Origin of the sequence: Sutcliffiella horikoshii, assembly GCF_021991925.1 — a bacterium.
Classification (GTDB): domain Bacteria; phylum Bacillota; class Bacilli; order Bacillales; family Bacillaceae_I; genus Sutcliffiella_A; species Sutcliffiella_A horikoshii_F.
This window is the reverse complement of sequence record NZ_RXZI01000001.1, coordinates 856,890-880,021: the sequence shown is the minus strand read 5'-3', so window position 1 is coordinate 880,021 and position 23,132 is coordinate 856,890. Positions and strand designations below refer to the sequence as shown.

Annotated in this window: 22 protein-coding genes; 16 read left to right on the top strand and 6 right to left on the bottom strand. The window is 40.1% G+C overall.

All coding sequences use genetic code 11. The features are described from left to right. Positions 1–92: 92 nt before the first annotated feature. From EKQ44_RS04325 to EKQ44_RS04310, 4 genes are all read left to right on the top strand, one after another. Entirely contained in the window at positions 93–896 is an 804-nt protein-coding gene (locus EKQ44_RS04325) for an RDD family protein (RefSeq protein ID WP_237662315.1), read from the top strand. Positions 897–1,249: 353 nt separating this feature from the next. Further along, complete coding sequence (locus EKQ44_RS04320) at positions 1,250–2,236, top strand: nuclease-related domain-containing protein (RefSeq protein WP_237662314.1); 987 nt, start codon at positions 1,250–1,252, stop codon at positions 2,234–2,236. Between the two features lie 86 nt (positions 2,237–2,322). Continuing rightward, positions 2,323–3,300 (top strand): ring-cleaving dioxygenase, encoded by a 978-nt coding sequence (locus EKQ44_RS04315; RefSeq protein WP_414491248.1) that lies wholly within the window; start codon positions 2,323–2,325, stop codon positions 3,298–3,300. 144 nt (positions 3,301–3,444) lie between these two features. After that, positions 3,445–4,239 carry a cupin domain-containing protein gene (locus EKQ44_RS04310; RefSeq protein ID WP_237662312.1) on the top strand — a complete coding sequence of 265 codons (795 nt, stop codon included), beginning with the start codon at positions 3,445–3,447 and terminating at the stop codon, positions 4,237–4,239. A gap of 84 nt (positions 4,240–4,323) precedes the next feature. On the opposite strand, the gene EKQ44_RS04305 is transcribed toward EKQ44_RS04310, so the two are convergent. From EKQ44_RS04305 to EKQ44_RS04295, 3 genes are all read right to left on the bottom strand, one after another. Further along, complete coding sequence (locus EKQ44_RS04305; RefSeq protein ID WP_237662311.1) at positions 4,324–4,464, bottom strand: hypothetical protein; 141 nt, start codon at positions 4,462–4,464, stop codon at positions 4,324–4,326. Between the two features lie 364 nt (positions 4,465–4,828). Beyond that, positions 4,829–5,695: a DUF3307 domain-containing protein gene (locus EKQ44_RS04300; RefSeq protein WP_237662310.1), complete on the bottom strand. Its 867-nt coding sequence runs from the start codon at positions 5,693–5,695 to the stop codon at positions 4,829–4,831. Between the two features lie 24 nt (positions 5,696–5,719). Then, the gene (locus tag EKQ44_RS04295) at positions 5,720–6,463 is read right to left on the bottom strand and encodes a hypothetical protein (RefSeq protein ID WP_237662309.1); all 744 of its coding nucleotides are present in this window, start codon (positions 6,461–6,463) and stop codon (positions 5,720–5,722) included. Between the two features lie 246 nt (positions 6,464–6,709). Here EKQ44_RS04295 and EKQ44_RS04290 point away from each other — a divergent pair, with 246 nt between their 5' ends. The 7 genes from EKQ44_RS04290 (at position 6,710) to EKQ44_RS04260 (ending at position 14,421) form a co-directional block, all read left to right on the top strand. After that, positions 6,710–7,972 (top strand): YeeE/YedE family protein, encoded by a 1,263-nt coding sequence (locus EKQ44_RS04290; RefSeq protein WP_237662308.1) that lies wholly within the window; start codon positions 6,710–6,712, stop codon positions 7,970–7,972. A 260-nt stretch (positions 7,973–8,232) separates the two neighbouring features. After that, entirely contained in the window at positions 8,233–9,873 is a 1,641-nt protein-coding gene (locus EKQ44_RS04285; protein WP_237662307.1) for an ATP-binding protein, read from the top strand. Further along, positions 9,845–10,534 carry a response regulator gene (locus EKQ44_RS04280; RefSeq protein ID WP_237662306.1) on the top strand — a complete coding sequence of 230 codons (690 nt, stop codon included), beginning with the start codon at positions 9,845–9,847 and terminating at the stop codon, positions 10,532–10,534. The genes EKQ44_RS04285 and EKQ44_RS04280 overlap by 29 nt, the downstream gene beginning before the upstream one ends. Positions 10,535–10,538: 4 nt before the next feature. Next, entirely contained in the window at positions 10,539–11,156 is a 618-nt protein-coding gene (locus EKQ44_RS04275) for an NUDIX hydrolase (RefSeq protein ID WP_237662305.1), read from the top strand. A gap of 202 nt (positions 11,157–11,358) precedes the next feature. Next, positions 11,359–12,372, top strand: coding sequence for a tripartite tricarboxylate transporter substrate binding protein (locus EKQ44_RS04270; RefSeq protein WP_237662304.1), 1,014 nt, complete (start codon positions 11,359–11,361; stop codon positions 12,370–12,372). A 66-nt stretch (positions 12,373–12,438) separates the two neighbouring features. Further along, positions 12,439–12,900: a tripartite tricarboxylate transporter TctB family protein gene (locus EKQ44_RS04265; protein ID WP_237662303.1), complete on the top strand. Its 462-nt coding sequence runs from the start codon at positions 12,439–12,441 to the stop codon at positions 12,898–12,900. 12 nt (positions 12,901–12,912) lie between these two features. Then, positions 12,913–14,421: a tripartite tricarboxylate transporter permease gene (locus EKQ44_RS04260; protein WP_237662302.1), complete on the top strand. Its 1,509-nt coding sequence runs from the start codon at positions 12,913–12,915 to the stop codon at positions 14,419–14,421. 198 nt (positions 14,422–14,619) lie between these two features. Here EKQ44_RS04260 and cydS read toward each other — a convergent pair whose 3' ends face one another. Genes cydS through EKQ44_RS04250 form a run of 3 tightly spaced genes read right to left on the bottom strand, consistent with a single transcriptional unit; the run spans position 14,620 to position 17,092 of the window. After that, positions 14,620–14,721, bottom strand: coding sequence for a cytochrome bd oxidase small subunit CydS (gene cydS / locus EKQ44_RS21615; RefSeq protein WP_414491241.1), 102 nt, complete (start codon positions 14,719–14,721; stop codon positions 14,620–14,622). A 13-nt stretch (positions 14,722–14,734) separates the two neighbouring features. Continuing rightward, positions 14,735–15,748 (bottom strand): cytochrome d ubiquinol oxidase subunit II, encoded by a 1,014-nt coding sequence (locus EKQ44_RS04255; protein WP_237662301.1) that lies wholly within the window; start codon positions 15,746–15,748, stop codon positions 14,735–14,737. Positions 15,749–15,760: 12 nt separating this feature from the next. Next, positions 15,761–17,092 (bottom strand): cytochrome ubiquinol oxidase subunit I, encoded by a 1,332-nt coding sequence (locus EKQ44_RS04250; protein ID WP_237662300.1) that lies wholly within the window; start codon positions 17,090–17,092, stop codon positions 15,761–15,763. A gap of 372 nt (positions 17,093–17,464) precedes the next feature. On the opposite strand from EKQ44_RS04250, the gene EKQ44_RS04245 reads away from it, so the two are divergent. The 5 genes from EKQ44_RS04245 to EKQ44_RS04225 all read left to right on the top strand — a co-directional run bounded on the left by EKQ44_RS04245 (position 17,465) and on the right by EKQ44_RS04225 (position 23,126). Beyond that, the gene (locus EKQ44_RS04245; RefSeq protein WP_237662299.1) at positions 17,465–18,685 is read left to right on the top strand and encodes a tetratricopeptide repeat protein; all 1,221 of its coding nucleotides are present in this window, start codon (positions 17,465–17,467) and stop codon (positions 18,683–18,685) included. Positions 18,686–19,174: 489 nt separating this feature from the next. After that, the gene (locus EKQ44_RS04240; RefSeq protein ID WP_237662298.1) at positions 19,175–19,660 is read left to right on the top strand and encodes a zinc metalloprotease; all 486 of its coding nucleotides are present in this window, start codon (positions 19,175–19,177) and stop codon (positions 19,658–19,660) included. A 381-nt stretch (positions 19,661–20,041) separates the two neighbouring features. Continuing rightward, on the top strand, positions 20,042–21,178 hold the full coding sequence (locus tag EKQ44_RS04235) for a sensor histidine kinase (protein WP_237662297.1): 1,137 nt from the start codon (positions 20,042–20,044) through the stop codon (positions 21,176–21,178). Next, positions 21,175–21,774: a response regulator transcription factor gene (locus EKQ44_RS04230; protein WP_237662296.1), complete on the top strand. Its 600-nt coding sequence runs from the start codon at positions 21,175–21,177 to the stop codon at positions 21,772–21,774. Before EKQ44_RS04235 ends, EKQ44_RS04230 begins: the two co-directional genes overlap by 4 nt. Positions 21,775–21,899: 125 nt before the next feature. Continuing rightward, a complete protein-coding gene (locus EKQ44_RS04225; protein ID WP_237662295.1) occupies positions 21,900–23,126 on the top strand; it encodes a DEAD/DEAH box helicase in 1,227 nt (408 codons plus the stop codon). Positions 23,127–23,132 lie beyond the last annotated feature (6 nt).

Below are 23,132 nucleotides of genomic sequence, written 5' to 3'. Positions count from 1 at the left end.
TCTAATTTCATCAATCTACTCCATTATAGTAATATTATAGAAAAATAGAAACACTTCTTAGTTAAATTTATCCATAGAAAGAGGGAATCATCTTGAACACAGAACAAGTGGATATCAAAACTCCTGAATATGTATCCCTGCAATTCCAGGCAGCAGGCTTAGGCAGCAGGGCAGCCGCCTTTATTATTGATTCACTCATATTGATAGCCATCAATATTCTTATTGTGATCTCACTGATATTCGGACTAAATGCCAGCTTTTTCGATTATTTTCAGTCGGATATTCCATCCTATCTGTTTGCAGGAGTCCTCATAATCATGTTTGTCCTAAATTGGAGCTATTACTTCCTCCTAGAATACTTTACAGGCGGACGGACACTTGGAAAAAAAGCGCTCGGCATCCGCGTTATACAAGAAAATGGGCATAGTATTACATTGTTATCCAGCTTAATACGAAATTTTCTGCGAATCATAGATATGCTGCCGATCAATTACCTGGTGGGGATGTTGATGATCTTTTTCCATTCCAAGCACAAACGCCTTGGAGACCTGGTGGCTGGCACCATCGTCGTTCATGAAAGAAGAGGGAAAAAGAAAAAGAGGGCTTCAAAGCTAGACAAACTAATTGCTGAAAAAGGACTTGGCGCGAAGGGCGGCCTAGTAGAAGAAGGGGCTTTGAGAGCCTTAGGTGCAAAAGAATGGAAACTTTTGAAGACATACGCAGAACGTTTTGACTCTTTAAACACAGATGACAGAATCGTTTTGACTCGTAAATTGGCAGATATCCTGTTTCCAAAGATTGATCTGGACCCTTCTAGTAAACATTATGATGAATTGGAAGATATGCTGCTCGAGCTTTATATTCAGATGAAGGAAGAGTGGGAGTATGAGTTGTAGTGGGAGAAGGGGGGGACGGCTCTTTGTGGAAGAGTAGTTGCTTACTAGAGTATGGAATCATTTGAGGGAATCGCCATAGAGGTGGGGCTGGGGGACAGCCTCTTTGGGCGAACTTTTATAATTTAAGCGTTCGCCCGATTGTACTCATTTTTCGCCCGTAAAGTTGGATTTTCGCCCGTAAAAATTTAAAAGCGCCCGATTCTTCGGATTTTCGCCCGTATTTATTAAAAATCGCCCGTAAATTCAAATTACCGCCCGATTTGAAAAACGCGCCATTTCCTTCATTTAGTTAGGGACATATCCCTGTCACTCCTATATAATTTAGAATAGAATAAAAAAATTGGAGGTCAAAGATGATAGTAAAAAAGAGAGATTTTCCTGTTAATATTTTATTTTTAAAGGCTATTGAAAGACGGCTGAAGGAAGACCACCCTTCAATACCTCGCGTAAAGGAATTGATTGCCAAATATACTAAAGGTTATAAAGGTGAAACCTCCATTGATTACCCCCTAAGCATCCTTCCCGATCAAGACTATCTCATTCTCCATTCCATCAGCTTACAATTTCAGAATCAAAATTTCCATATTGATTCTTTACTGCTGTCTACCAACTTCATTTTACTGTTGGAAGTAAAGAATATGAGTGGGACCATTCACTTTGACAGGAGTTTCAATCAGCTGACTCAGACATATATGGGAATTGAGTATTATTATCAATGTCCAATCATCCAGGTCAGCAACCAAGAACGATTCCTTAAACAATGGATTAAACAATTTGATTTCCCATCCATCCCGCTTACCTCTCTTGTCGTCATCTCTAATCCCTCTTCCATGATCCAAGTTGACCCTGGAGATAGGACAACTTTTCAAAAGGTCATACACAGCCATTTTCTTCCTGCGAAAATCGAACAACAACATACAATCTTCAACCGAGCGATTCTTTCCCCATCAGAAACTAAAAACCTTGCCAGCTTAATAATCAAGCATCATAAAGTCAAACCAACCATAACCTTAAGACAGCTTAACATCGATTCAAAAGAGCTTTTATTCGGCGTACAATGCTCAAATTGCCTTGCTATACCAATGAAAAGGGCTCATGCATTTTGGCGCTGTGATTTCTGTAACTTCAAATCAAAAGATGCACATATTCCTGCGTTAAGAGATTATTGTTTATTGTTTAACGAGAGCATTTCTAATCAAGAGGGGAGAGAGTTTTTACTCGTACCATCAAATAATAGTATGAAAAGAATACTAACTGCGATGGGACTCGAGGTTACCGGTAACACTAAGAATAGAAGGTACAACCTTTATCCTCTAATTATCCACACACCACCAATTTGACATCTCCATCCAACCACGATATAATTATCTCGAATTCAAGATAATTGCCATAACCTTATTTTATAAAAAGGGGAGAACCATATATGATAAACGGTTTAAAAGGGATCCATCACGTAACAGCGATAACAAGCAGCGCGGAAAAGAACTATGAATTTTTTACCTATGTTTTAGGGATGAGGCTTGTTAAAAAGACAGTAAATCAGGATGACATCCAGACATATCATCTGTTTTTTGCGGATGATACGGGGAGCCCCGGAACGGACATGACATTTTTTGATTTCCCTGGCATTCCAAAAGGAAGCCATGGGACAAATGAGATTTTCAGAACCGGCTTCAGAGTTCCATCAGATAATGCTTTAGCATATTGGGTGGATCGTTTCGACCGACTAAATGTAAAGCACAATGGTATCAAAGATCAGTTTGGGACAAAAGCTCTTTCTTTCGTTGATTTTGACGATCAGCAATACCAATTGGTTTCAGATGAAAACAACAGTGGGGTAGAGCCGGGCACACCATGGCAAAAGGGGCCGATACCTTTAGAATATGCAATCACTGGATTAGGGCCTCTCCACATTCGTGTCGCAAATTTTGATTTCTTTAAAGAAGTATTAGAGAAGGTATTACTTTTCAAAGAAATTGCACAAGACGGTGACACCCATTTATTCGAGGTAGGAGAAGGGGGCAACGGGGCACGAGTGGTTGTAGAACATAATGATAAGCTACCTCAAGCCCAGCAAGGTTTCGGGACCGTACATCATGCTGCATTCCGGGTGAAAGACCGCTCTGTGATAGATGAGTGGGATGCGAGATTGAAGGGGTTCGGTTTTAATACATCCGGACATGTAGATCGCTATTTCTTTGAGTCCTTGTATGCAAGGGTTGCACCGCAAATATTATTTGAATTTGCTACAGACGGCCCGGGCTTTATGGGTGATGAGCCTTATGAAACGTTAGGGGAGAAGCTTTCTTTACCTCCGTTCCTTGAACCAAAGCGCGAACAAATCGAGAAGCTTGTCAGACCTATTGATACTGTAAGAAGTACAAAAGACTTTAAAAAAGAATAACTATTTAAAAGCCTATTTCTTTTACGGAGAAATAGGCTTTTTTACGGATTTTTTTCACGGCCCAAAATTTAAACAACCCTTACAACGTACATTCCCAAACAATCGGCATAGGATAATCTAATGAAATTCAAAGGAGTTGAAAATATGTATTATCCTCCACAAATGTATCCTTATCCATATGCATATACGCAGAATCCGCCTGTCCATAACTATTTAAGAAATAATTACTGGCCATATGCAAACAATTATAATCCAAATTATTTCTCAAACAGTCATAGAGCAGTTGAATTAAAGGACTACGGACCAAATCCTTTTGCAGAAGATATAAACGAACTCACCTTGCAAAATAATAACTTTCGTACTGCATTATGGACGGGGTCACTGTTTCAGATTACATTAATGAGCTTAAATCCCGGAGAAGATATCGGGTTAGAAATGCATCCCGATGTTGATCAGTTCCTGCGTTTGGAACAAGGGCAGGGACTGGTTCAAATGGGTGACACTAAGGATAATCTAAGCTTTGAGAAAATGGTATCGGATGATTATGCAATAGTGATTCCTGCTGGCACATGGCATAATCTAACGAATACCGGCAATACCCCGCTAAAACTATACTCCATCTATGCTCCTCCTAACCATCCGTTTGGTACGGTCCATCCAACCAAAGCGGATGCGGAGGCCGCAGAGGAACATGATGATGGGGCTACCGTCATAGGTGGGAAAACACCGGATGAATGGGTTCAGCACACTGAATTCTTGGTAAAAGAAGGATTAGAAGATGTTAAAAGAGGAATAAATGCGGTTCATATTCTTCAAGAGTTCATCCTGATGGGTGTACTTGTCGGAAAAGGTTATTCCCCTCAGCAAGCGTATGAAACTGTAGAAGAGTGGGAGCGAACAGGAGAATCCAAGCTCCTTCAACAAAGTAAAAATATGTAACAAAAAACAGCACCTTATTTTGGGGGTGCTGTTTATCATTCTAACCTTGAATGAGCCTTCCCCTGGACTGCCCTTTATGGTGGATCAGTCATTCAGATCATCCAAGCGTCTAGCTACCCTCTTAATGACTTTCTTGGCCAATTTTACTCGTCTTGCCAAGCATTCTTCACCCTCTTGAATCAGGTTTTCTCTTAATCTTGTGACATATTGGTAATAACGTAACATATTGTCACCCCCTTTTTCTCTATCATATGAATAATGATAGATTCGGACAGGGTGTTTAACCTTGTTTTTTACCATTTTTTTGCATGACTCTATTAAATTGGAAGGTCCTTGAAATGTGATAAGCATAGAGTATAAATAGAAGTGCTCATCTAGCTAGGGCCATCTTATGGGTTATTAAAATTCAGAAACAGAGAGGATGATGAAGACCTCAGCCAAGCGTAAACTTCTTAATAGAGGTCTTCATTATGCCTATGAAGCCCCCTGGTAAGCTTAAACTCTAGAACAGAGGTCCTCATCCAGCAATTGAAGCCCCCTGGAACGCGAAATCGCTAGAACAGAGGTCCTCATAATGTTTCACTACTTTCTATCCAAACAACACAATCTTCAAAATGACTCCATAAATAATGGCCAAAAGAAAGGAGGTCAGGGTTCCGAGCAGGAAGTATTCGGCCCAGTCCCGATCATCCATCTGTTTGAAGCGCGTAAGAGATTTAGCAGCGACGATGAAGCCAACTGCATGAAAGGACCCCATAAGTATCAACGCTACCACAAGCAAACGCTCCAGATAGCCGATTACTTTACCGCGAGAAAGATCCTGGTGTTTCATCACCATATAGGTATATTCTTCCGACATGTTCTTTTCACTATTAGGGCTAACGGCCAGATCGCGCAAGGTATATTTCCCTTCGAATAGAGAAATATGCTTGGTAAGGGAACCCAGCATGATACGGATAAAGTGGCCAGTTACTGTGGTACATATGATGAATATGATTAGTACAAAGAGCAGAGTGTTTATAAGCCCGGGCTCTGGCTTTATTCCATCAATTAATTTCAGCATAATTAGTATCTCATTGGTCAAGGCATGTAAATCTACTTGTAAAGTAAAATAGCAAACTGCCAAAATAGTTAAGATATGCAAGGCTTGATCACCTATGAACAGTCCTAGATTCCAAGCGTTTCTCTGGATTGATTTGGCACTTTTCTCCTGCAAGGAAATTTTAAGAAAGTCGATGATACCATGAAAAAATACCAAAAGAAGGGAGGGGATGACCACCTCATTTAAAAAATTTTGTCCTTGCAAGAAAAACAGAATACAAAGGGAGAGGAAGAATATAACCGCATGATGCGTCAGGTGGATGTTGAAATATTTTCGTTTCTCCTTCACCATTTTCTCTGTCTGCAAATAAAAATCAGCTACCAAATGGGCTAAGATAAGGCACAAGAGAATCATTTAAACCGCTCCTAACTTTCCAGTTCAAGGGATTATAATGTTCAAATTCTGTTGAAGCTGGTTTTTTATCGTTTTCGTCAATTCTTTTGTGATATTATGTGGGTTGTTCTGTAATATAGTTGCTTCGAGCTGGTCTAGCGTTTCCTGGATGGTTTTAAGGGTTTTCAATATTATCTCACAATTGCCTTTCTTATAGTGACTGGAGATAGTAGAAGGAGACTTATTTACTAATCTTGCTATTGCTTTTTGCTCATCCAATATCGTAAAGAGCTTCATTATCAAATGCTGTAGCTCAGTTTGTTCACTCATTAATTTTTGCTGATAAGCCAACAACAGGTTTGCCATGTCCAGGGAGGGTTTGGTCATTAACTCACCCTCTGGTAAAAAGAGAATGGAGGTCCTCTGAACAGAATGTTTTATTTTGTCATTTGCACTGCGAGCAAGACCCATTAATGGATGATTCCATTTATCAAGATCAATATGCTTAATATCTTCCTCCACTGTACCAAAGGTAATACCAAAATAGGGTGGTTGCTCTCTGTACTTCCAAAGTTGACTGATATAAAAAGCAATAGTGTATGCGGTAGAGAAGTGGTCGAATATCCCTACCATTTCGTCTCCCAGACGATGCTTCACTTTGGCACTAGGCAATCCTCTTGTCCACTTTTGCGTAATTCCTTCCACTTCCTCTAGATAACCTATGATCTCCTTCCAGTTATTTGAAGAATTTGTAACATCCATGATTAATATGGATACCGGCTTTTTCATCTACTACATCCTTTCGAACTTCTATACATGATAGTATCTTCTATGTATTGTATTTCAATTCGACTATTTAATCAACATAAAAAGAATTCGATAGATTAATCGAATTATAGATAAGTAGATGAAATTGTCAAATTTTTAAAGAAATATAGAATATAAGCTTGATGGTTTACAACTATAAGGAAAAAAGTTATTATATCAACTAATATAAATTCCGATAAAAACAATAGGATAAGGTGTGATTATAGTATGGCTTATACAACTACAACTTCGGAATATCCCGTTGATCGGAAAAAACCGAAGACAACCATCGTGACTAAGTTAAACCCCATGCAAAAACCATTTTTAACTCTTGGATTGGGAGCCGGGTTTCTTTTGCTGGTTGCCATAGTCGCAACAACAGACTGGATACAGGGGGCACTCTATATTATCGGAGTGGCACTGGGTATGACACTGCTTCATGCAAGGTTTGGCTTCACTTCCGCATTCAGACGATTAATGTCTGTCGGCAATGTTCAAGGCTTGCAAGCGCATATGCTGATGCTAGCAGTGGCAACCACCTTGTTTGCCATCATTTTAAGCACAGGATTCAGCTTTACAGGTAATACGCCGGCAGGATATGTATCGCCTGTAGGAATAAGTGTACTTGTAGGTGCTTTTATATTCGGGATTGGCATGCAGCTCGGAAGCGGCTGTGCATCAGGAACATTATATTCAGTCGGTGGGGGATCGTCCTCCATGATTTTGACATTGGCTTCTTTTATAGTAGGTTCTGTTATTGGTGCATATCATTTTACATTCTGGATGGAAGATACCCCGGCACTTCCGCCGATTTCCCTTGCAGAGTCTACAGGACTGGGGTTCTTTGGCGGCTGGGTTGTTCAAATGCTTATCTTCGCAGGAATCTATTGGATCACGGTGCAGATTGCAAGGAATAAGAAGCCGCCACAAATGAAGCCTTTAGCAACCACGACAGGTTGGAAAAAAGTAGTTCGAGGTTCTTGGCCTCTATTTGCGGCAGCCATTATATTGGCAATACTCAACGCACTTACTCTGGTGATTCGCGGAAACCCTTGGGGCATCACTTCCGCATTTGCCCTATGGGGAGGGAAAGCTTTGATGGCCGTAGGGGTGGACGTTACGAGCTGGGGCTACTTTGCCGGAGAAAATGGAGTGGCATTGACACAGACCGTTCTTGCTGACTCTACAAGTGTGATGAACTTTGGTATTATACTCGGGGCATTCATTGCAGCTACTGCTCAAGGTACCTTTAAGCCTAAGAAAATAAAGCCCGGCATAGCCGGTGCCTCCATTGTAGGGGGACTACTGATGGGGTATGGGGCACGGCTTGCTTTCGGTTGTAATATCGGGGCATATTTTGGCGGTATAGCATCCTTCAGCTTACATGGCTGGGTATGGATGGTCATGGCCATGCTCGGTACACTACTGGCTGTATTTATCAGACCATTATTCGGTTTAAAGAACCCCAAGCCAACGGATTCAGTATGTTAAATATTTAAAGCGACTCAAAAAATGGGTCGCTTTTTTTTGAGAAATACAAGAGTGGGAAATAATATTAAAAAAGTATTATTGATTTGAGAACGTTATTATTCTAGAAAAACAAACAAATACAAACAGGTTAATCCGTCGTTATTCTACTAAAACTCCAGAAGTTTTTGACGATAGATTATTTCCCGCGCCCTAAATATCGAAATACATAGAATAATAAAACCAATTATTATAAAATAAAAGGAAATCAGGGGGAGATCAGGATGAGACTACATATAAAACCGGTACGTCTGCAAACAAAGATAATCATCCTCATTGTGACGTTACTCATCGGCATCATTGTTGTAATATGCGGCGTTTTCTTTTACTTAGAGATGAATGAGCTTAAAACGAATACCGGCAACCGAGCTCTCCAAATTGCTAAAACGATCTCCTTTATGCCAGAGGTACAAGAAGCAATGGAATCGGACAATCCGAGTGAAGCGCTGCAGCCGCTGACATTAAAAATCCAGCAGGAGATAGACGCTCAATTTGTGGTGATTGGGAACACTCAAGGCCTTCGTTATACCCATCCAGATATTGAGAAAATCGGACAAAAGATGGTGGGGGGAGATAATTTAAGGGCCTTGGAAGAAGGGAAAGCTTATATATCAGAAGCGACAGGTTCACTTGGGTTATCCATCAGAGGGAAAGCTCCTATTATTTCAAATGATGGAACGATCATCGGGGTTGTATCGGTCGGTTTTCTCATGGAGAATTTAAAAAGTCGGATGGAAGAAAAGTTGGCGGAAATATCGCTGATCGCTCTGCTGGCAATTAATATCGGAGTGGTTGGAGGGTATTTGCTTGCTAGGAACATCCGAAAAGATATACTCGGTCTGGAACCCCATGAAATCGCTACCTTATACAGGGAAAGAAATGCCATCTTAGAATCAGTAAAGGAAGGAATCATTGCCGTTGACTCTAATGGGTACGTTACCATGGTTAACCCTTCTGCACTTGATATTTTAGAGCTGCGGGAAGAAGAACTGCTGCATAAACAAATAACCGACATCGTACCTGATACTGATATAATGGAGGTTGCCCGAACAAGGCATCCACAGGAGAACAAAGAGATCTATTTATTTGATAAAGACGTAATCGTCAACAGGATTCCTATTATGGAAAAAGAAATTGTGGTCGGTGTCGTATCCAGCTTTCGTGATAAAACAGATATGAAAAAGTTGCTTCACACCTTGGTGGAGGTAAAAAAATATTCGGAAGAATTGCGAGCTCAGACCCATGAATTTACAAATAAGCTTTACGTCATATCAGGGATGCTAGAGTTAGGAAGGTTTCAAGAAGCTTTGGAGTGGATCCAAAAAGAGTATAAGGTTAATCAGGAACGAAATGATATCTTATTTGACAGGATAAAGGACGAGAAACTTCAGGTCATCCTGCTTGGGAAGCTTGCTGTCGCATCAGAAAAAAAGAAACTTCTCCAACTTAATGAAGAAAGTTCAGTCCAAGTAATACCTTCTAAAATAGAGTTTTCTAGTTTAGTGGCCATTGTGGGTAACTTGCTAGATAATGCTTTGGAGGCCGTTGAGGAAGTAGAGGATGGAATGGTGTCCTTTTTTGCTATTGATTATGGAAACGACATAATTTTGGAGATAAGTGATAATGGACCAGGTTTTCCAGATGGAACAATAGATTTGATTTTCGGGAAGGGATATAGTACCAAACAAGCTGTTCAGCCAAGGGGATTCGGCCTTGCTATCGTGAAGAAGGAAGTAGAACAGTTGGGTGGAACGGTAGAAGTTCAAAGAACCTTGGAAAATTCAACGGTGTTCACCGTATACCTCCCTAAAAATAATACCTATGGAGGTGAAAGAAATGATAAATGTAGCAATAGCAGAAGATGATTTTCGGGTTGCGAGCATTCATGAACAATTTTTAGAAAAGGTAGAAGGAGTAAGGGTGGTTAATAAAGCGCTAAATGCTTCGCAAACGATGGATCAACTTGCAAAAGGGGAAATTGATCTTATCCTCTTGGATAATTTCATGCCTGATGAAAGTGGAGTTTCTCTGCTACCGCTCATCCGCGAGAGATTCCCCGAGGTGGACGTCATCATGATAACTGCAGCAACTGAAAAAGCGGTGGTGGAAGTGGCTCTGAAATATGGAGTGGTCGATTACTTAATCAAACCGGTAACGTTTGAAAGATTTCAACAAGCCATAAAATCATATCTTGAGAGAAAAGCTTTCATTAAAGAGAAGGAATCCTATGATCAAACAGTTATTGATCAGTTTTTTCATAGAAACGGTTCGATGGAACGAGAAAAGCAGAAGGATTCTCTCCCTAAGGGAATTGACCAATTAACCTTGGAAAAAGTGGAAGGACTCCTTGATAGGTATCACCATGATGGATGGACAGCCGAACAAATGGGAGAACTGATGGGGGCATCCCGGACAACAGCAAGGAGGTATCTTGAGTACTTGATTTCTCTGGATAAAGCAAAAGCTGAGTTAGAATACGGCATGGTAGGGAGACCCGAAAGAAAATATTATCGGATAGGACAATGAGACAATGGAGAATTTAAAGATTTTCAATAAAGAAAGAAAATATCTGGGCACTGCATCAAGAGATGAAGTACATATTAAGGGGCATTGGCACGAGACTTTTCATTGCTGGATAAAAGCTGAGTTACATGGCAAAGAATATCTTTATTTTCAATTGAGAAGCAAGGATAAAAAAGATTACCCAGGCTTATTGGATATCACAGCGGCCGGACATCTGTTATCACATGAAAAAGTGGAAGATGGGATCAGGGAGGTAGAAGAAGAAATAGGTATAAAAGTTGGCATGGATGAACTGTCATACCTGGGTGTCATCCCTTATGAAAAAGAATTGGAAGGTTTTATCGATAGAGAGCATGCCCATGTTTATCTGTTAAAGGAGTACATACCATTAGAGGCATTTACTCTGCAAGCAGAAGAGGTTAGTGGGATTTTTATGGTTCCTTTAGAGGACTTTTACCATCTATGGTTCGGAAAAAAGACGCATGTAGAAATGGAAGGAATAAAGGAAAATGCCCACGGCGAGAGAAGTAAGGTTACTATGAAAGTGGATAAAAGTATGTTTGTTCCACACAGCGATTCTTTTTACAAGGAAACATTGGAGGCATTGAGGTCGGGTAGGGGATAAAAGCTGCTAAATATAGAGGTTGTCCTAAAGGGAATTCCTAAGGGCGGCCTCTTTTTTTATGTACATTTGGGCAAACCCTCCCGTGAACAAAATGAACAAAATAACTAATATATCTTTTATATCGCTTATTTTGTAAACGGTTACATTTATAAGAATATTCTTTACAATCACATACAAGACAATAGCAAAGGGGAGTTAGTAGATGAAAATGAAATGGAAAAACAAAGCAAGTGCAGTGGGGTTAACATTATTATTATCCGTGACAGCAGCTTGCTCCAGCTCAACAGGGGGAACAAGTGCGGATGGTACCTGGTCTCCTCAGAAACCAATAGAAATGGTAGCACCAGCCGGGGCAGGAGGAGGATGGGATACAACTGCTCGGATGGTAGCTCAAACATTTGAGCAGGAGGAATTGATTGATAAGAGAATGCCAGTTGTCAATAAGCCAGGTGGCGGCGGTGCTGTTGCTTGGTCTTACATCGCAAAGAAAGAGGCGGATCCACACCATCTGTTTGTTTCTTCTCCGCCATTATTATTGGTCCCACTTAACGGACAATCAGATAATACGTATGAAGATTTCACTCCGCTTGCCAATGTTATCGCGGACTACGGTGCTTTTGCAGTACGGGCTGATGCTAAGTGGAATAATTTAAATGAGTTATTTGAAGATATGAGAAAAGATCCAGCGAGCATCACGGTTATCGGTGTATCTTCTCCTGGTAGCATGGATCATATCCAATTTGTCAAAATAGCTAAAGCAGCAGGTGTGGATATCACCAAGGTCAAGTATGTATCCGAACAAGAGGGCGGAACCTTGACGGCATTACTTAACGGAAGTGTAGATGTCTATTCCGCCGGTACCGCAGAGACGGTGGAGCAGGTGAAAGCAGGGAAAATCAAGGTATTAGGCATAACAGCTGAAGAACGTCTAGAGGGAGAGGTCCTTTCTGACTTTCCAACTGCCAAGGAACAGGGAATAAATGAAACCTTCGTGAACTGGAGAGGATTCTTTGGCCCAGCCAATATGGATGAAGCAGCCGTGGCCTATTATGTAGATAAATTTTCAAAATTAAACGAATCAGATGCGTGGGATGGAATCAGAAAGAAATACGGCTGGAATGAGCTTTTCATGACAGGGGAGGAATATCAGGAATTTCTTAAAAAGGAGAATGAAGAAATGCAAGCCTTATTGGAAGAATTGGGGCTCGGAAATTAAAGAAAAATAGGTGGACCGCTACCCTGTAATACGAGGGAGCGGCTCCTATGGATTGGGGGGAGTTACATGATACTAAAACCGGTAAATCGTAAACTTGGATTGGCCCTAGCCTTCTTTGCAGGAGTGTACCTGTTTTTAAGCTACCAGATCCCCAGTTACCCATATGCGTTAGTCGATGCAGATGTCGTACCGAAGGGATTGGGATTCTTACTTTTATTATTGTCCATTTTACTTTTCGTCCAGAAAAAAGAAGAAACCGAACAAGAAAAACAAAAAAGAACGATCCCTAAGAAGGAACTTTATGTTCTGCTAGTTGTCGCAGGGTTTATCTTAATCTATATTTTTTTACTTGAAATAGTAGGTTTTGTCATAATGACAGCAACGTTTGTTTTTACATGTTCTTCGTTTCTTGGATATAAAAAATATAAAGTAAGTGCCATAGTGGCAATCATTTTTTCGTTGCTTTTATATTTTCTGTTCAATTACTTGCTCCTTATTCATTTACCACCAGGAGTGTTACCATTTTAGGAGGTGAGAGACATGGGTTCCATGGAAGGTCTTTTTTCCGGGTTTCAAGTCGCATTTAGTATCGAGGGTATTTTATTTGTATTTTTAGGGGTGTTTATCGGGACCTTTATTGGGATGATGCCGGGTCTGGGACCAATCAGTGCGATTGCCATCATGATTCCCGTCACATACAGCATGGACCCGGCGTTGGCATTGGTCATGATGGCAGGGGTCTATTATGGAGCAGTATTTGGAGGATCTTCCTCCTCCATTCTATTAAATGCACCTGGAATATCTGGTACAGTCGCAACCGCGTTTGATGGATACCCAATGGCACAACAGGGGAAGGCAGGAAAAGCTTTGGCCATTGCTGCCATCGCTTCCTTCACGGGAGGTACCATCAGTGTTATTCTGTTGATGCTCTTTACCCCATTATTAGCTTCTGTCGCTGTCGTTTTCGGTCCTGTAGAGTATTTCGCTTTGATGCTGATGGGCCTGACTGCCATATCAAGTTTGTCTGATGGATCCACAATAAAAGCAATGATTTCTGCAGTATTAGGTTTCATGGCGGTAACAATTGGCATAGATGCCCAAACAGGAACACAGCGCTTCACTTTCGGGAACATCAATCTCCTTGAAGGGATAGACTTTCTTGTGATCGCCCTTGGACTATTCGCACTGGCAGAAGTTTGTATTTTGATCTTCAACCGTAAAGACAGTTCAGGGGGAATGAGTGGAAACATTGGCAGCCTGAAGCTATCCAGAGAAGATGTCAATGAAATGAAGGGACCTGTTACGAGGCAATCGTTTCTAGGATTTTTGCTTGGTGTCTTACCTGGCGCAGGGGCGACAATTGCATCTTTTATTGCTTATGTGACAGAAAAACGAATTGCGAAAAAGCCAGAAGAGTTCGGGAAGGGTTCCATAAAAGGTCTTGCTGCACCTGAAGCAGCGAACAATGCGGCGACAGGCGGGGCCTTTGTTCCCCTCCTTAGTTTAGGTATTCCTGGATCGGGTACAACTGCTGTCCTTCTTGGTGCCTTCCTTGTTTTAGGTGTACAGCCAGGCCCATTACTGGTGCAGGATAACCCTGAAGTGTTCTGGGGAATTATCGCAAGTATGTATATAGGTAATGTGTTTTTATTGGTATTGAATCTCCCGCTTATCCCATATATAGCCAAGGTACTAAAGGTTCCAAGGCCATTATTGATCTCCTTGGTCATCATGTTCAGTCTTATCGGAGTTTATGCGATAAGCTTCAATACCTTTGATTTATATATATTGTTATTATTCGGAGTAGCAGGATTTTTGATGAGAATTTTCTCCTTTCCTGCAGCACCGTTCATTCTCGCATTCATTCTTGGCGGCATGATGGAGCAGGCCATGCGCCAATCCCTGACCATTTCAAATGGAGACTGGTTGGTCTTTCTAAAAAGTCCTATCTCCGCTACATTGATAGGTGTCGCTTTGTTGTCACTAATCATTCCGTTACTTAAAAAGAAACCGACACCGGTTTCAGACGATAAAAATCTGGATGTGTAAATGTACGCCTTTAACATTTTACAATTTAAGTGAAAACAGCCCTACAATAAATACTGGAGGGCTGTCAGACTGCTAATTATCTTTAGATTTGTATATGACTGTTGATCTCCGTTTTATTGCACATCCTGAAAACAAACTATCTTTTTCTAAAGTCTTACAGCCCTGCCGTATAACCGGCGGGGCTGTTTTATTCATTATTTATTTATATTTTTCCTTCCCCTTAGCTCCCCATAAGAACAAAAGGAAAACACCTGTAACGACAATTAATGGTGAAGCATACATGATCAAGAAGTTTTCCATGGAATGAACCTCCTTATTTTTTTCCCTGGACGTATTTGTTATCAAATAGGAACAAACGCATCAATAGATATAATGAAGGAATCAGTAAGCAAAGCCCGGCAATGAACGCGGTAATTAACGCTATCGCCATTGCTTCATTAGTGAATCCATCATAAATGGTCAAGTACGGGTATAAAAGGTACGGCATATGGGATGCCCCGTAACCGAAGAATGCCGTTGCGAACTGCAGCATGACCAAAATGAATGCCACACCAAGACGTTTCTTTTTCCACATAAGAAACACTGCTCCAAGGAAAAAGAGGAACGAGAGACTGAACATCCAGGAAAGCTCCAACATTTTATCAAAATGTACTGGATTATGATCGCTTAAAGCGAAGAAAACGAGAACACTGGCCAAAATGGTCGGAAGGCTCCAGTTTAATGCATATTTCCTCAATACCTCAAAAGCTTTTTCATCTCGGGCTGTTTTGGCGTAGTATGCAAGGAAATAAGCAGAGATGTAAAGAACACTTACTAGTGCCAATATGACGACGGCCCAGGAATAGAAACTGGTGAACAATGCTGCATAATCAAGCCACACTGTATCTTCGTACTTGTAGATAAAACCACCCTCTGAGATTGTCAGTACAACAGATAGGGAAGCAGGAATCAATAATCCAGTCGCACCATATAAAGCCTGATAAAAGATGTTCCCTTTTTCCCCATAGTGATGGAATGCGTAATAAGATCCTCGAATGGCAAGTAATACAATGGCTATACTACCTGGAACCAATAAGGTCGTTCCATAATAATAGGCGGTAGAAGGGAAGAAGCCTACGATTCCAATAAAGAAGAATACAAGAAATACATTTGTTACCTCCCAAACAGGGGAGAGGTAACGGACAATCACTTTGTTGATCAAGTGATTCTTTTTCGTGATGGTAGAATAATAACTGAAGAAGCCTGCTCCAAAATCGATGGAGGCAACAATCAGGTATCCATAAAGAAATGTCCACAATACTGTAATTCCAATCACTTCATAGCTCATCCGTCATCCTCCTTACTCCATGCCCCTGTCGCGGAGCTCTTTCTCCACGGGGTTATTTTTGAACATTTTCCTTAGGACGGTCGCACATGTGGTACATAAGACAATGTAAAGAAGGACAAACAATACAATCATCAGGTCTACATGTTCAGAAGTTGTTGCGCCTTCCTCCACTGTCATATAACCGACAAGAAGCCATGGCTGCCTGCCTAGTTCAGCGAAGAACCATCCCATTTCAATTGCCAAGAGGGACAATGGACCGCCAGCAACAATTGCCCATAATAAAGGCTTGTTCCATTGATTCCACTTTCTGACCCTAGCAAATAGGACGTATAAGATAGAAACCAATGCAAGAAACATTCCGATTCCCACCATCAAGTCAAAGAAATAATGCACAATCAGTGGGGGAAGTTCTTCTTCAGGGAATTCTTCCAGACCAATTACCTCGGCATCGGGAGAGCCATGAGCTAATATACTTAATGCATAAGGAATTTCCAATGCATACTTTACCTTATTATCATCTTGCAGGACCCCACCCAATATCAGGGGTGCTTCGGTTGATGTTTCAAAATGCCACTCTGCCGCAGCTAGTTTTTCTGGTTGATATTTTGCTAGATACTTACCTGAAAAATCTCCAATCATTGCTGTGGAGATAGCGAATACCGCCGCTGCAGTCATGGTTAAGTGCAAAGCTTTTTTATGATAAACATGATCTTTTCCTCGTAGTAGTGCAAATGCTGCAATTGCAGCAAGCAAAAAGGCGGTCGTCAAATAGGCGGATGATAACACATGCGCAACCTTTGTTGGGGTCGCTGGATTGAACATCGCTTCTAATGGCCGGATATTCGTCAGTACTCCATTTTCTAAATCAAATCCTCTAGGGGCATTCATGAAACCATTTACCGTGGTGATGAAAAATCCGGAAGCAGTGGCTCCAAGTGCAACTGGTATCAAAATAAAGAAATGATAGATTTTCTTTTTAAAACGATCCCATGTGTAAAGATAAATACCTAGAAAGATAGCTTCAAAGAAGAAGGCGAACGTCTCCATAAACAAAGGCAAGCTTATGACATGGCCCGCCATTTGCATGAAATTAGGCCAGAGCAAACTCAATTGGAGACCAATAGCGGTACCTGTTACCACTCCGATTGCTACGGTTATAACGAACCCCCGGGCCCAGCGTCTTGCAAGCAGGCGATAATGTTCATCGTTGCGTTTTATTCCCATCCATTCCGCTAACAAGATCATGAGGGGGACCCCTACACCGACAGTCGCGAAAATGGCATGAACAGCCAATGTAATACCGGTTAGTATTCGACTATATAAGACCGGATCGTATTCCAACATCCATATTCACTCCTTTTAAACACATTCAACATAGTTCGTTAATTTATGCTCTCTCACATTATACAACAGTTTGCTCAATACTTCACAATATTAAATCTGAGCAAACTCTCTTTCTAGTATATTCCCTATAAAGAATAAGAAAAACCGGGTAATGGCATTTGTTTATGACATCTTTATGGCAAAGTTTCGGCTAAATTGTGACATTTTAAGTCTCCTAACTACCTATGAACAAATTATGGACTAAAGTTTGACACCTATTACACTAGTTATAATAAAAATGTAAGAAAAAACATAGAAACTAATGGAAAATTGTATAATTATGCTGAATAAGGTGATAAAATATTCTTATAATTCACACAAAGGGTGTTTGCGATGAGGAATATAAACAATCATACGATGGGTCTGTCACTGGACAAATCTTCACTGAATTCTAGTAAAGATAATAGAATCGTTGGCACTGTTAATTTAACCGGTGAATTGCACCACAAATCAAGAGCAGATTACACGAGAAATATCACATCTCCACTCGAAGAGCTGCTGTACTCCATTTATGATTGTACGGTAAAACAAGATAAGAAAGGCGCGAAAGAAAAATATATCTATTTAAATGATGAATTCAGCATTGGGAAGGAAAACATACCTGAAGAGTTATTATTGTTTTTTCTTGTGGTTAAATTGAAATATTTCATGTTGGTAAATGATAAGAAGCTTTATGAGCCTACATATAAACAGATTGATGTATTATCTACAAGTTTGAACCCCTCTATAGAATATATTCATTTTAAGACATTAGGAATCTACTATTATAGGACTGATAATTTTCTACAATCCACACTTGCACTTGAACATGCCCTTAATTTATCCAACAAGCTCCCTTTCATTTCAGATGAAGATAAAGCAGAATTGTATTACCAAGTAGCATTGACCAAGATAAAAACGAGCGATTCGTTTGAATCCATCTATTATGCTGAAAAAGCACTGGCTATCTACCAAGGTCTATATCATAATAAAAGGTCAGCTGAATGCCATGTGATTTTAGGGATTAACTACAATTATTCCAAGCGTTTTGAACTGGCAGAGAAACACTATCTGTCAGCAAAGAATATTGGGGAAAGCATACAAGATAGATACCTAGAATCCATGGCCTTAAATAATCTCGGGGAAATCAAATCTTATATGAAGCAATCAGAGGAAGCTATCTTTTATTATTTAGAATCACTGAAATTAAAGAAGGGGGAAGAGAGAAGCGTATTTTCAATTCTTGGCCTTGTAGAAGAGTATTACATTTTAAACCAAAAAGAATTTTCTAAAGAATGGGCAGAGCAGGGACTTTCTTTGGCTGAGAGAATCAACTTAAAAGAATACATCCTTCATTTCACCACCCACCTTTACCTTTTGGAGAAGAGCGACAAGATAGAAGATTACATCTTGAACCAGGTACTCCCTTACTTCAGAAGTGCAGGCAACGAGAGGTATACCAATAAATACACAGAGCTGTTGGCAAAGTATTATTACCAAAATAACCAATTCAAATCAGCAAGTGATTTTTACAACAGCTGTCTACAAAATATCAAATCTAAATTGGCCTATTGACCTAAAACCTTTTAAGTGGCCTCGGCGTAGCCCGAGGAGGCTTCCGGAATTCCCTTCGGTAAGCGAAGCGCATAGAACGAAAATCAACAGTTAAATGCAAATCTAAAGATTAATTGGGTTTGTAAACCACCGCTGTTGCTTTCCACAAAAGACTCCGCTTTCCGCGGGGCGACCTTGAGCCTCCTCACTTTCGTTGCGGGGTCTCAAGATTGCCGCTACTCCCCCGCTGGAGTCTACGCCTTTTGTTCCAAGCTACAGCTAAAGACACCATTTACTCTAATAATCATTTTGAAAAGCAGAAGAAAGTTGATTTCAATCAAACTTTGTCTACACACTGACCGGATCTCTTTAGATCCGGTTTTTTTATTGGAAGGGAAATGGGGATTTTGACTTAGTTTCAACTTTCTTATCATTTTTTAGTTTGATTTTTGAAAAACGGGTATGGTAGGACTATTTAGTTCTATTACTTCGTTAAAGGGTGTGCTTCTATTGTTCGGCTTCAATGATTTATGGAAATTTTTCTTATCTTTTTTCCTGGTATTGCCTATGGTGACCATTATCCATGAAATGGGGCATTACTTCTTTGCAAAGGTTTTTGGCGGCAAAGTCATTGTCCATATCGGTACTGGAAACGTTCTATTCAATATAGGTTCCATCCGGATCAGAAAATTATATTTCTATGACGGATGGTGTGAATATATTTCACTCGGTAAGAAAGCCACTAAGCCAGAAAAAATACTTGTTTACCTGGGAGGGTCCATTTTCAACATCTTGTCCATTCTAATCTTGAACACACTTATTTTAAATGGAGTCCTCGAGCCGAGCATTTTTTTCTACCAATTTACCTATTTTTCATTCTATTTTATCTTCTTCTCCTTGTTCCCGATCAACCATTTGAACGGCTGTCCAAGTGATGGGATGGCAGCGTTGAATATATTAACCAATAAACGATTTGATAAGAATCCAACAAACTAAATAATGACACGATACGGGTTTTTATCTTCCAAGATGAAAGCCTGTTTTTGTTTCCCATGACATTTGTCATAATTGGGGCATGACACATATGACTGTGTCTCCCGCTTGGAAATGAAGTAAAATAACTTTGATCATGAAAACGTTGCAAACTTACATAACTTTCCTTTTAAGTGTGTTAAAATAGTTGTACAACATAGAAAAAGCTCTTTTCGTAAACTTTGTTGTTTTTATATTTGTTATTGTTGCGCTTTTTTTCCTGCAGTACTAAATTAATTAATGCATCTTTTAAACTTTCTAATCAGTAAAAAGTTCAATGTTGACTTTTTACTAGAGAATAGCAACAATTTTTGAGAAAAGAGTATAGAAAAATGAGGGTTCATTATGAGAAAAAGGTTTTCTATTTTCCAAAAAGGGTCAGGAATCTCTCCATACATTTGGAGTGTTTTTAGTATTCTCCCTTTCTATTTTATCTTTCAATCATCCTCTACAACGGAGGTCATAATCGGTTTTATTTTAACAATTCTATTTTTTGTGGCATACAGATTTGCTTTCATCTCAAATAAGTGGCCAGTCTATTTATGGACTTGCCTGTTAATTGCGATTTCCATCACCATGACTATCTTATTTCATTTTATTTATTTTGCATTCTACATTGCCTATTACAATGGAAAGATTAAAAATAAAATAGCATTCATCGTTTTATATATCATCCATTTAATAGCTACCACAGTTGCCATCAATATAAATGTTGTCATGCGGGATGAATTGTTTTTACAGCAGATTCCTTTTGTTGTCATCATATGGATAGCAGTAATATTGCTTCCTTTCAACCTATATAACAAACGAAAACAAGACCAATTGGAAGAACAGCTAGATGTGGCAAATAAAAGAATTTCGGAACTGATCATTCAAGAGGAAAGACAACGGATTGCCAGAGATTTACATGATACTCTTGGTCAGAAACTTTCATTGATAGGCCTGAAGAGCGATCTTGCGAGGAAGGTTCTTAACAAAAATCCTGAACAGGCTAAATCAGAGCTAAAAGATGTCCAACAAACAGCACGGACCGCTTTGAATGAAGTGAGACAGATGGTTTCGCAGATGAGAGGTATCCGGTTGAAGGAGGAATTCATTAGAATAAGGCAGATACTTGACGCTGCAGAAATAGAGCTAAAATTGGAGCATGACCTGCCATTAAAAAATAATTCCTTATTTTTGGAGAACATATTGAGCATGTGTTTGAAAGAGGCCGTCACCAATGTGGTTAAACATAGTAAGGCAACCATCTGCCATATTAAATTGGAACAGCTTGGTGATGAGATTAGGGTTACCATTAAGGATGATGGAATCGGCATGATGGAGGAAAACGACATCGTCAAAGGAAGCGGTCTCCTTGGGATGAAGGAACGCTTGGAATTCGTAAACGGCTTGATGGAAATTGAGGGTGACAATGGAACAACTATTATCATAAAGGTGCCCAAAATGGTCAATCAGAGGGAACAGGAGGAGCATGTATGATACGTATAGTAATAGCAGAAGACCAACGGATGATGTTAGGGGCCTTAGGTTCGTTACTGGATTTGGAAGATGACATGGAAGTTGTTGGAATGGCAGGTAATGGAGACGAAGCAGTGGAACTTTTTCATAAGTTAAAACCAGACGTTTGTATCATGGATATAGAAATGCCTGAAAAAACCGGATTGGAAGCAGCAGAAGAGCTAAAAGGTCTGGGTTGTAAAATAATCATTTTGACTACATTTGCAAGAACAGGTTATTTTCAAAGGGCATTAAAAGCGGGGGTTACTGGTTACTTATTGAAAGATAGCCCAAGTGAAGAACTGGCAAACTCGATAAGAAGCATCATGTCAGGAAGGCGGATATATGCCCCTGAACTGATGGATGATTTTTACGGTGAAGAAAATCCTTTGACAGAGAGAGAGAAAGCAGTACTCGAACTGGTTGCTGACGGGAAGAATACACAAGAAATTGCCAATGAACTGAGCATCAAATCCGGTACAGTTAGAAATTATATCTCTACCATACTAGATAAACTAGAAGTTAAGAACAGAATTGAAGCAATCACCCAATCCAAGGAAAAGGGTTGGTTTAAATGAAATTGGATAGAATGGTAAAAACCGATCTTGTTAGTGGATCGGTTTTTATGTATGCTTGCTTTAAAAATATGGTATAGTAATTGGAGCTAATTCAAGCTTTAAACTAGAAAAGAGACGTGATAAGAGTGACTGATTTTATAAAATTAGGGGTGCGGAAAGAGATAAATCACACCTTAAAATCTTTGGGAATACATACTCCAACCCCAATCCAAGAAAAAACCATCCCTACGGTGCTTCAAGGCCATGATGTAATCGCCCAGGCACAGACAGGAACAGGGAAGACACTAGCTTTTGTATTGCCCGTATTAGAAAAAGTAGATGTAAATAACCCCGATACTCAAGTATTGATCCTGACACCGACGCGGGAGCTGGCCCATCAAATTACAAAAGAAATGAAAAAACTGAAGGAAAATATAGATGACCTGAATGTTCTCGCCGTTTACGGTGGTCAAGATGTAGAATCCCAACTGAAAAAGTTGAAAGGTGCACAACATATCGTCGTAGCAACACCAGGTCGGCTATTGGATCATGTAAGAAGAGGGACCATTGACCTTTCCACCATCTCCATACTTGTTATTGATGAAGCGGATCAGATGCTATTGATGGGATTTCTTCCTGATATAGACACCATTACAGCAGAAACCTTTTCTTCCCGTCAGACAATGCTGTTCTCCGCCACCATACCTGATCAAATACACGCACTTGCAAAGAAATATATGAAGGAACCAAAACATATCGAAATAAGAGAAAAGCAAGTGACAGTTGAAACCATCAGCCATTATGCTGTTGAAACGACTGACCGCCGTAAAGAAGGTACCATGCTTTATTTGATCAAAGAGCAAAATCCTTATCTAGCCATTATCTTCTGCCGCACGAAGGCGAGGGTACAAAAACTATCGGAAGTCCTTAAACAACAAGGTGTCGAGTGTGAAGCATTGCACGGGGACATTCCTCAATCCAAACGTAACAGAGCGATGAAATGGTTCCGAGAAGCCAAACTTCAATATTTGATCGCTACAGATGTGGCTGCTCGTGGTCTTGATGTAGAAGGGGTTACACATGTTTATAATTATGATATCCCACAGGATTTAGAAACCTATATCCATCGTACCGGACGTACAGGTCGTGCAAACGGAGCTGGAGAAGCTTATACGCTTTATGCACCAAGAGACGTCGATTTTCTTCATATGATAGAGAAAGGGATAGGTACACCATTAGAAAAGATAGTATATAAGGGTGTCAGTATTCCTGATCGTGACGATTATGAGGAAGAGCGCCAAAAGAACATTCTCAAAGCGCGAAAAGATAAAGCACGTAAGAAAGATTTTACCAATAAAAATTTCAAGAGATAGGAAGGA

Excerpts from the sequence above, each read along its gene's own strand:
- EKQ44_RS04235 (WP_237662297.1), top strand. The coding sequence starts at position 20,042 with ATGAGAAAAAGGTTTTCTATTTTCCAAAAAGGGTCAGGAATCTCTCCA.
- EKQ44_RS04270 (WP_237662304.1), top strand. The coding sequence starts at position 11,359 with ATGAAAATGAAATGGAAAAACAAAGCAAGTGCAGTGGGGTTAACATTA.
- EKQ44_RS04250 (WP_237662300.1), bottom strand. The coding sequence starts at position 17,092 with ATGTTGGAATACGATCCGGTCTTATATAGTCGAATACTAACCGGTATT.
- EKQ44_RS04300 (WP_237662310.1), bottom strand. The coding sequence starts at position 5,695 with ATGATTCTCTTGTGCCTTATCTTAGCCCATTTGGTAGCTGATTTTTAT.
- EKQ44_RS04260 (WP_237662302.1), top strand. The coding sequence starts at position 12,913 with ATGGGTTCCATGGAAGGTCTTTTTTCCGGGTTTCAAGTCGCATTTAGT.
- EKQ44_RS04285 (WP_237662307.1), top strand. The coding sequence starts at position 8,233 with ATGAGACTACATATAAAACCGGTACGTCTGCAAACAAAGATAATCATC.
- EKQ44_RS04320 (WP_237662314.1), top strand. The coding sequence starts at position 1,250 with ATGATAGTAAAAAAGAGAGATTTTCCTGTTAATATTTTATTTTTAAAG.
- EKQ44_RS04230 (WP_237662296.1), top strand. The coding sequence starts at position 21,175 with ATGATACGTATAGTAATAGCAGAAGACCAACGGATGATGTTAGGGGCC.
- EKQ44_RS04275 (WP_237662305.1), top strand. The coding sequence starts at position 10,539 with ATGGAGAATTTAAAGATTTTCAATAAAGAAAGAAAATATCTGGGCACT.
- EKQ44_RS04310 (WP_237662312.1), top strand. The coding sequence starts at position 3,445 with ATGTATTATCCTCCACAAATGTATCCTTATCCATATGCATATACGCAG.
- EKQ44_RS04255 (WP_237662301.1), bottom strand. The coding sequence starts at position 15,748 with ATGAGCTATGAAGTGATTGGAATTACAGTATTGTGGACATTTCTTTAT.
- EKQ44_RS04245 (WP_237662299.1), top strand. The coding sequence starts at position 17,465 with ATGAGGAATATAAACAATCATACGATGGGTCTGTCACTGGACAAATCT.
- EKQ44_RS04290 (WP_237662308.1), top strand. The coding sequence starts at position 6,710 with ATGGCTTATACAACTACAACTTCGGAATATCCCGTTGATCGGAAAAAA.
- EKQ44_RS04295 (WP_237662309.1), bottom strand. The coding sequence starts at position 6,463 with ATGAAAAAGCCGGTATCCATATTAATCATGGATGTTACAAATTCTTCA.
- EKQ44_RS04305 (WP_237662311.1), bottom strand. The coding sequence starts at position 4,464 with ATGTTACGTTATTACCAATATGTCACAAGATTAAGAGAAAACCTGATT.
- EKQ44_RS04280 (WP_237662306.1), top strand. The coding sequence starts at position 9,845 with ATGATAAATGTAGCAATAGCAGAAGATGATTTTCGGGTTGCGAGCATT.
- cydS (WP_414491241.1), bottom strand. The coding sequence starts at position 14,721 with ATGGAAAACTTCTTGATCATGTATGCTTCACCATTAATTGTCGTTACA.
- EKQ44_RS04265 (WP_237662303.1), top strand. The coding sequence starts at position 12,439 with ATGATACTAAAACCGGTAAATCGTAAACTTGGATTGGCCCTAGCCTTC.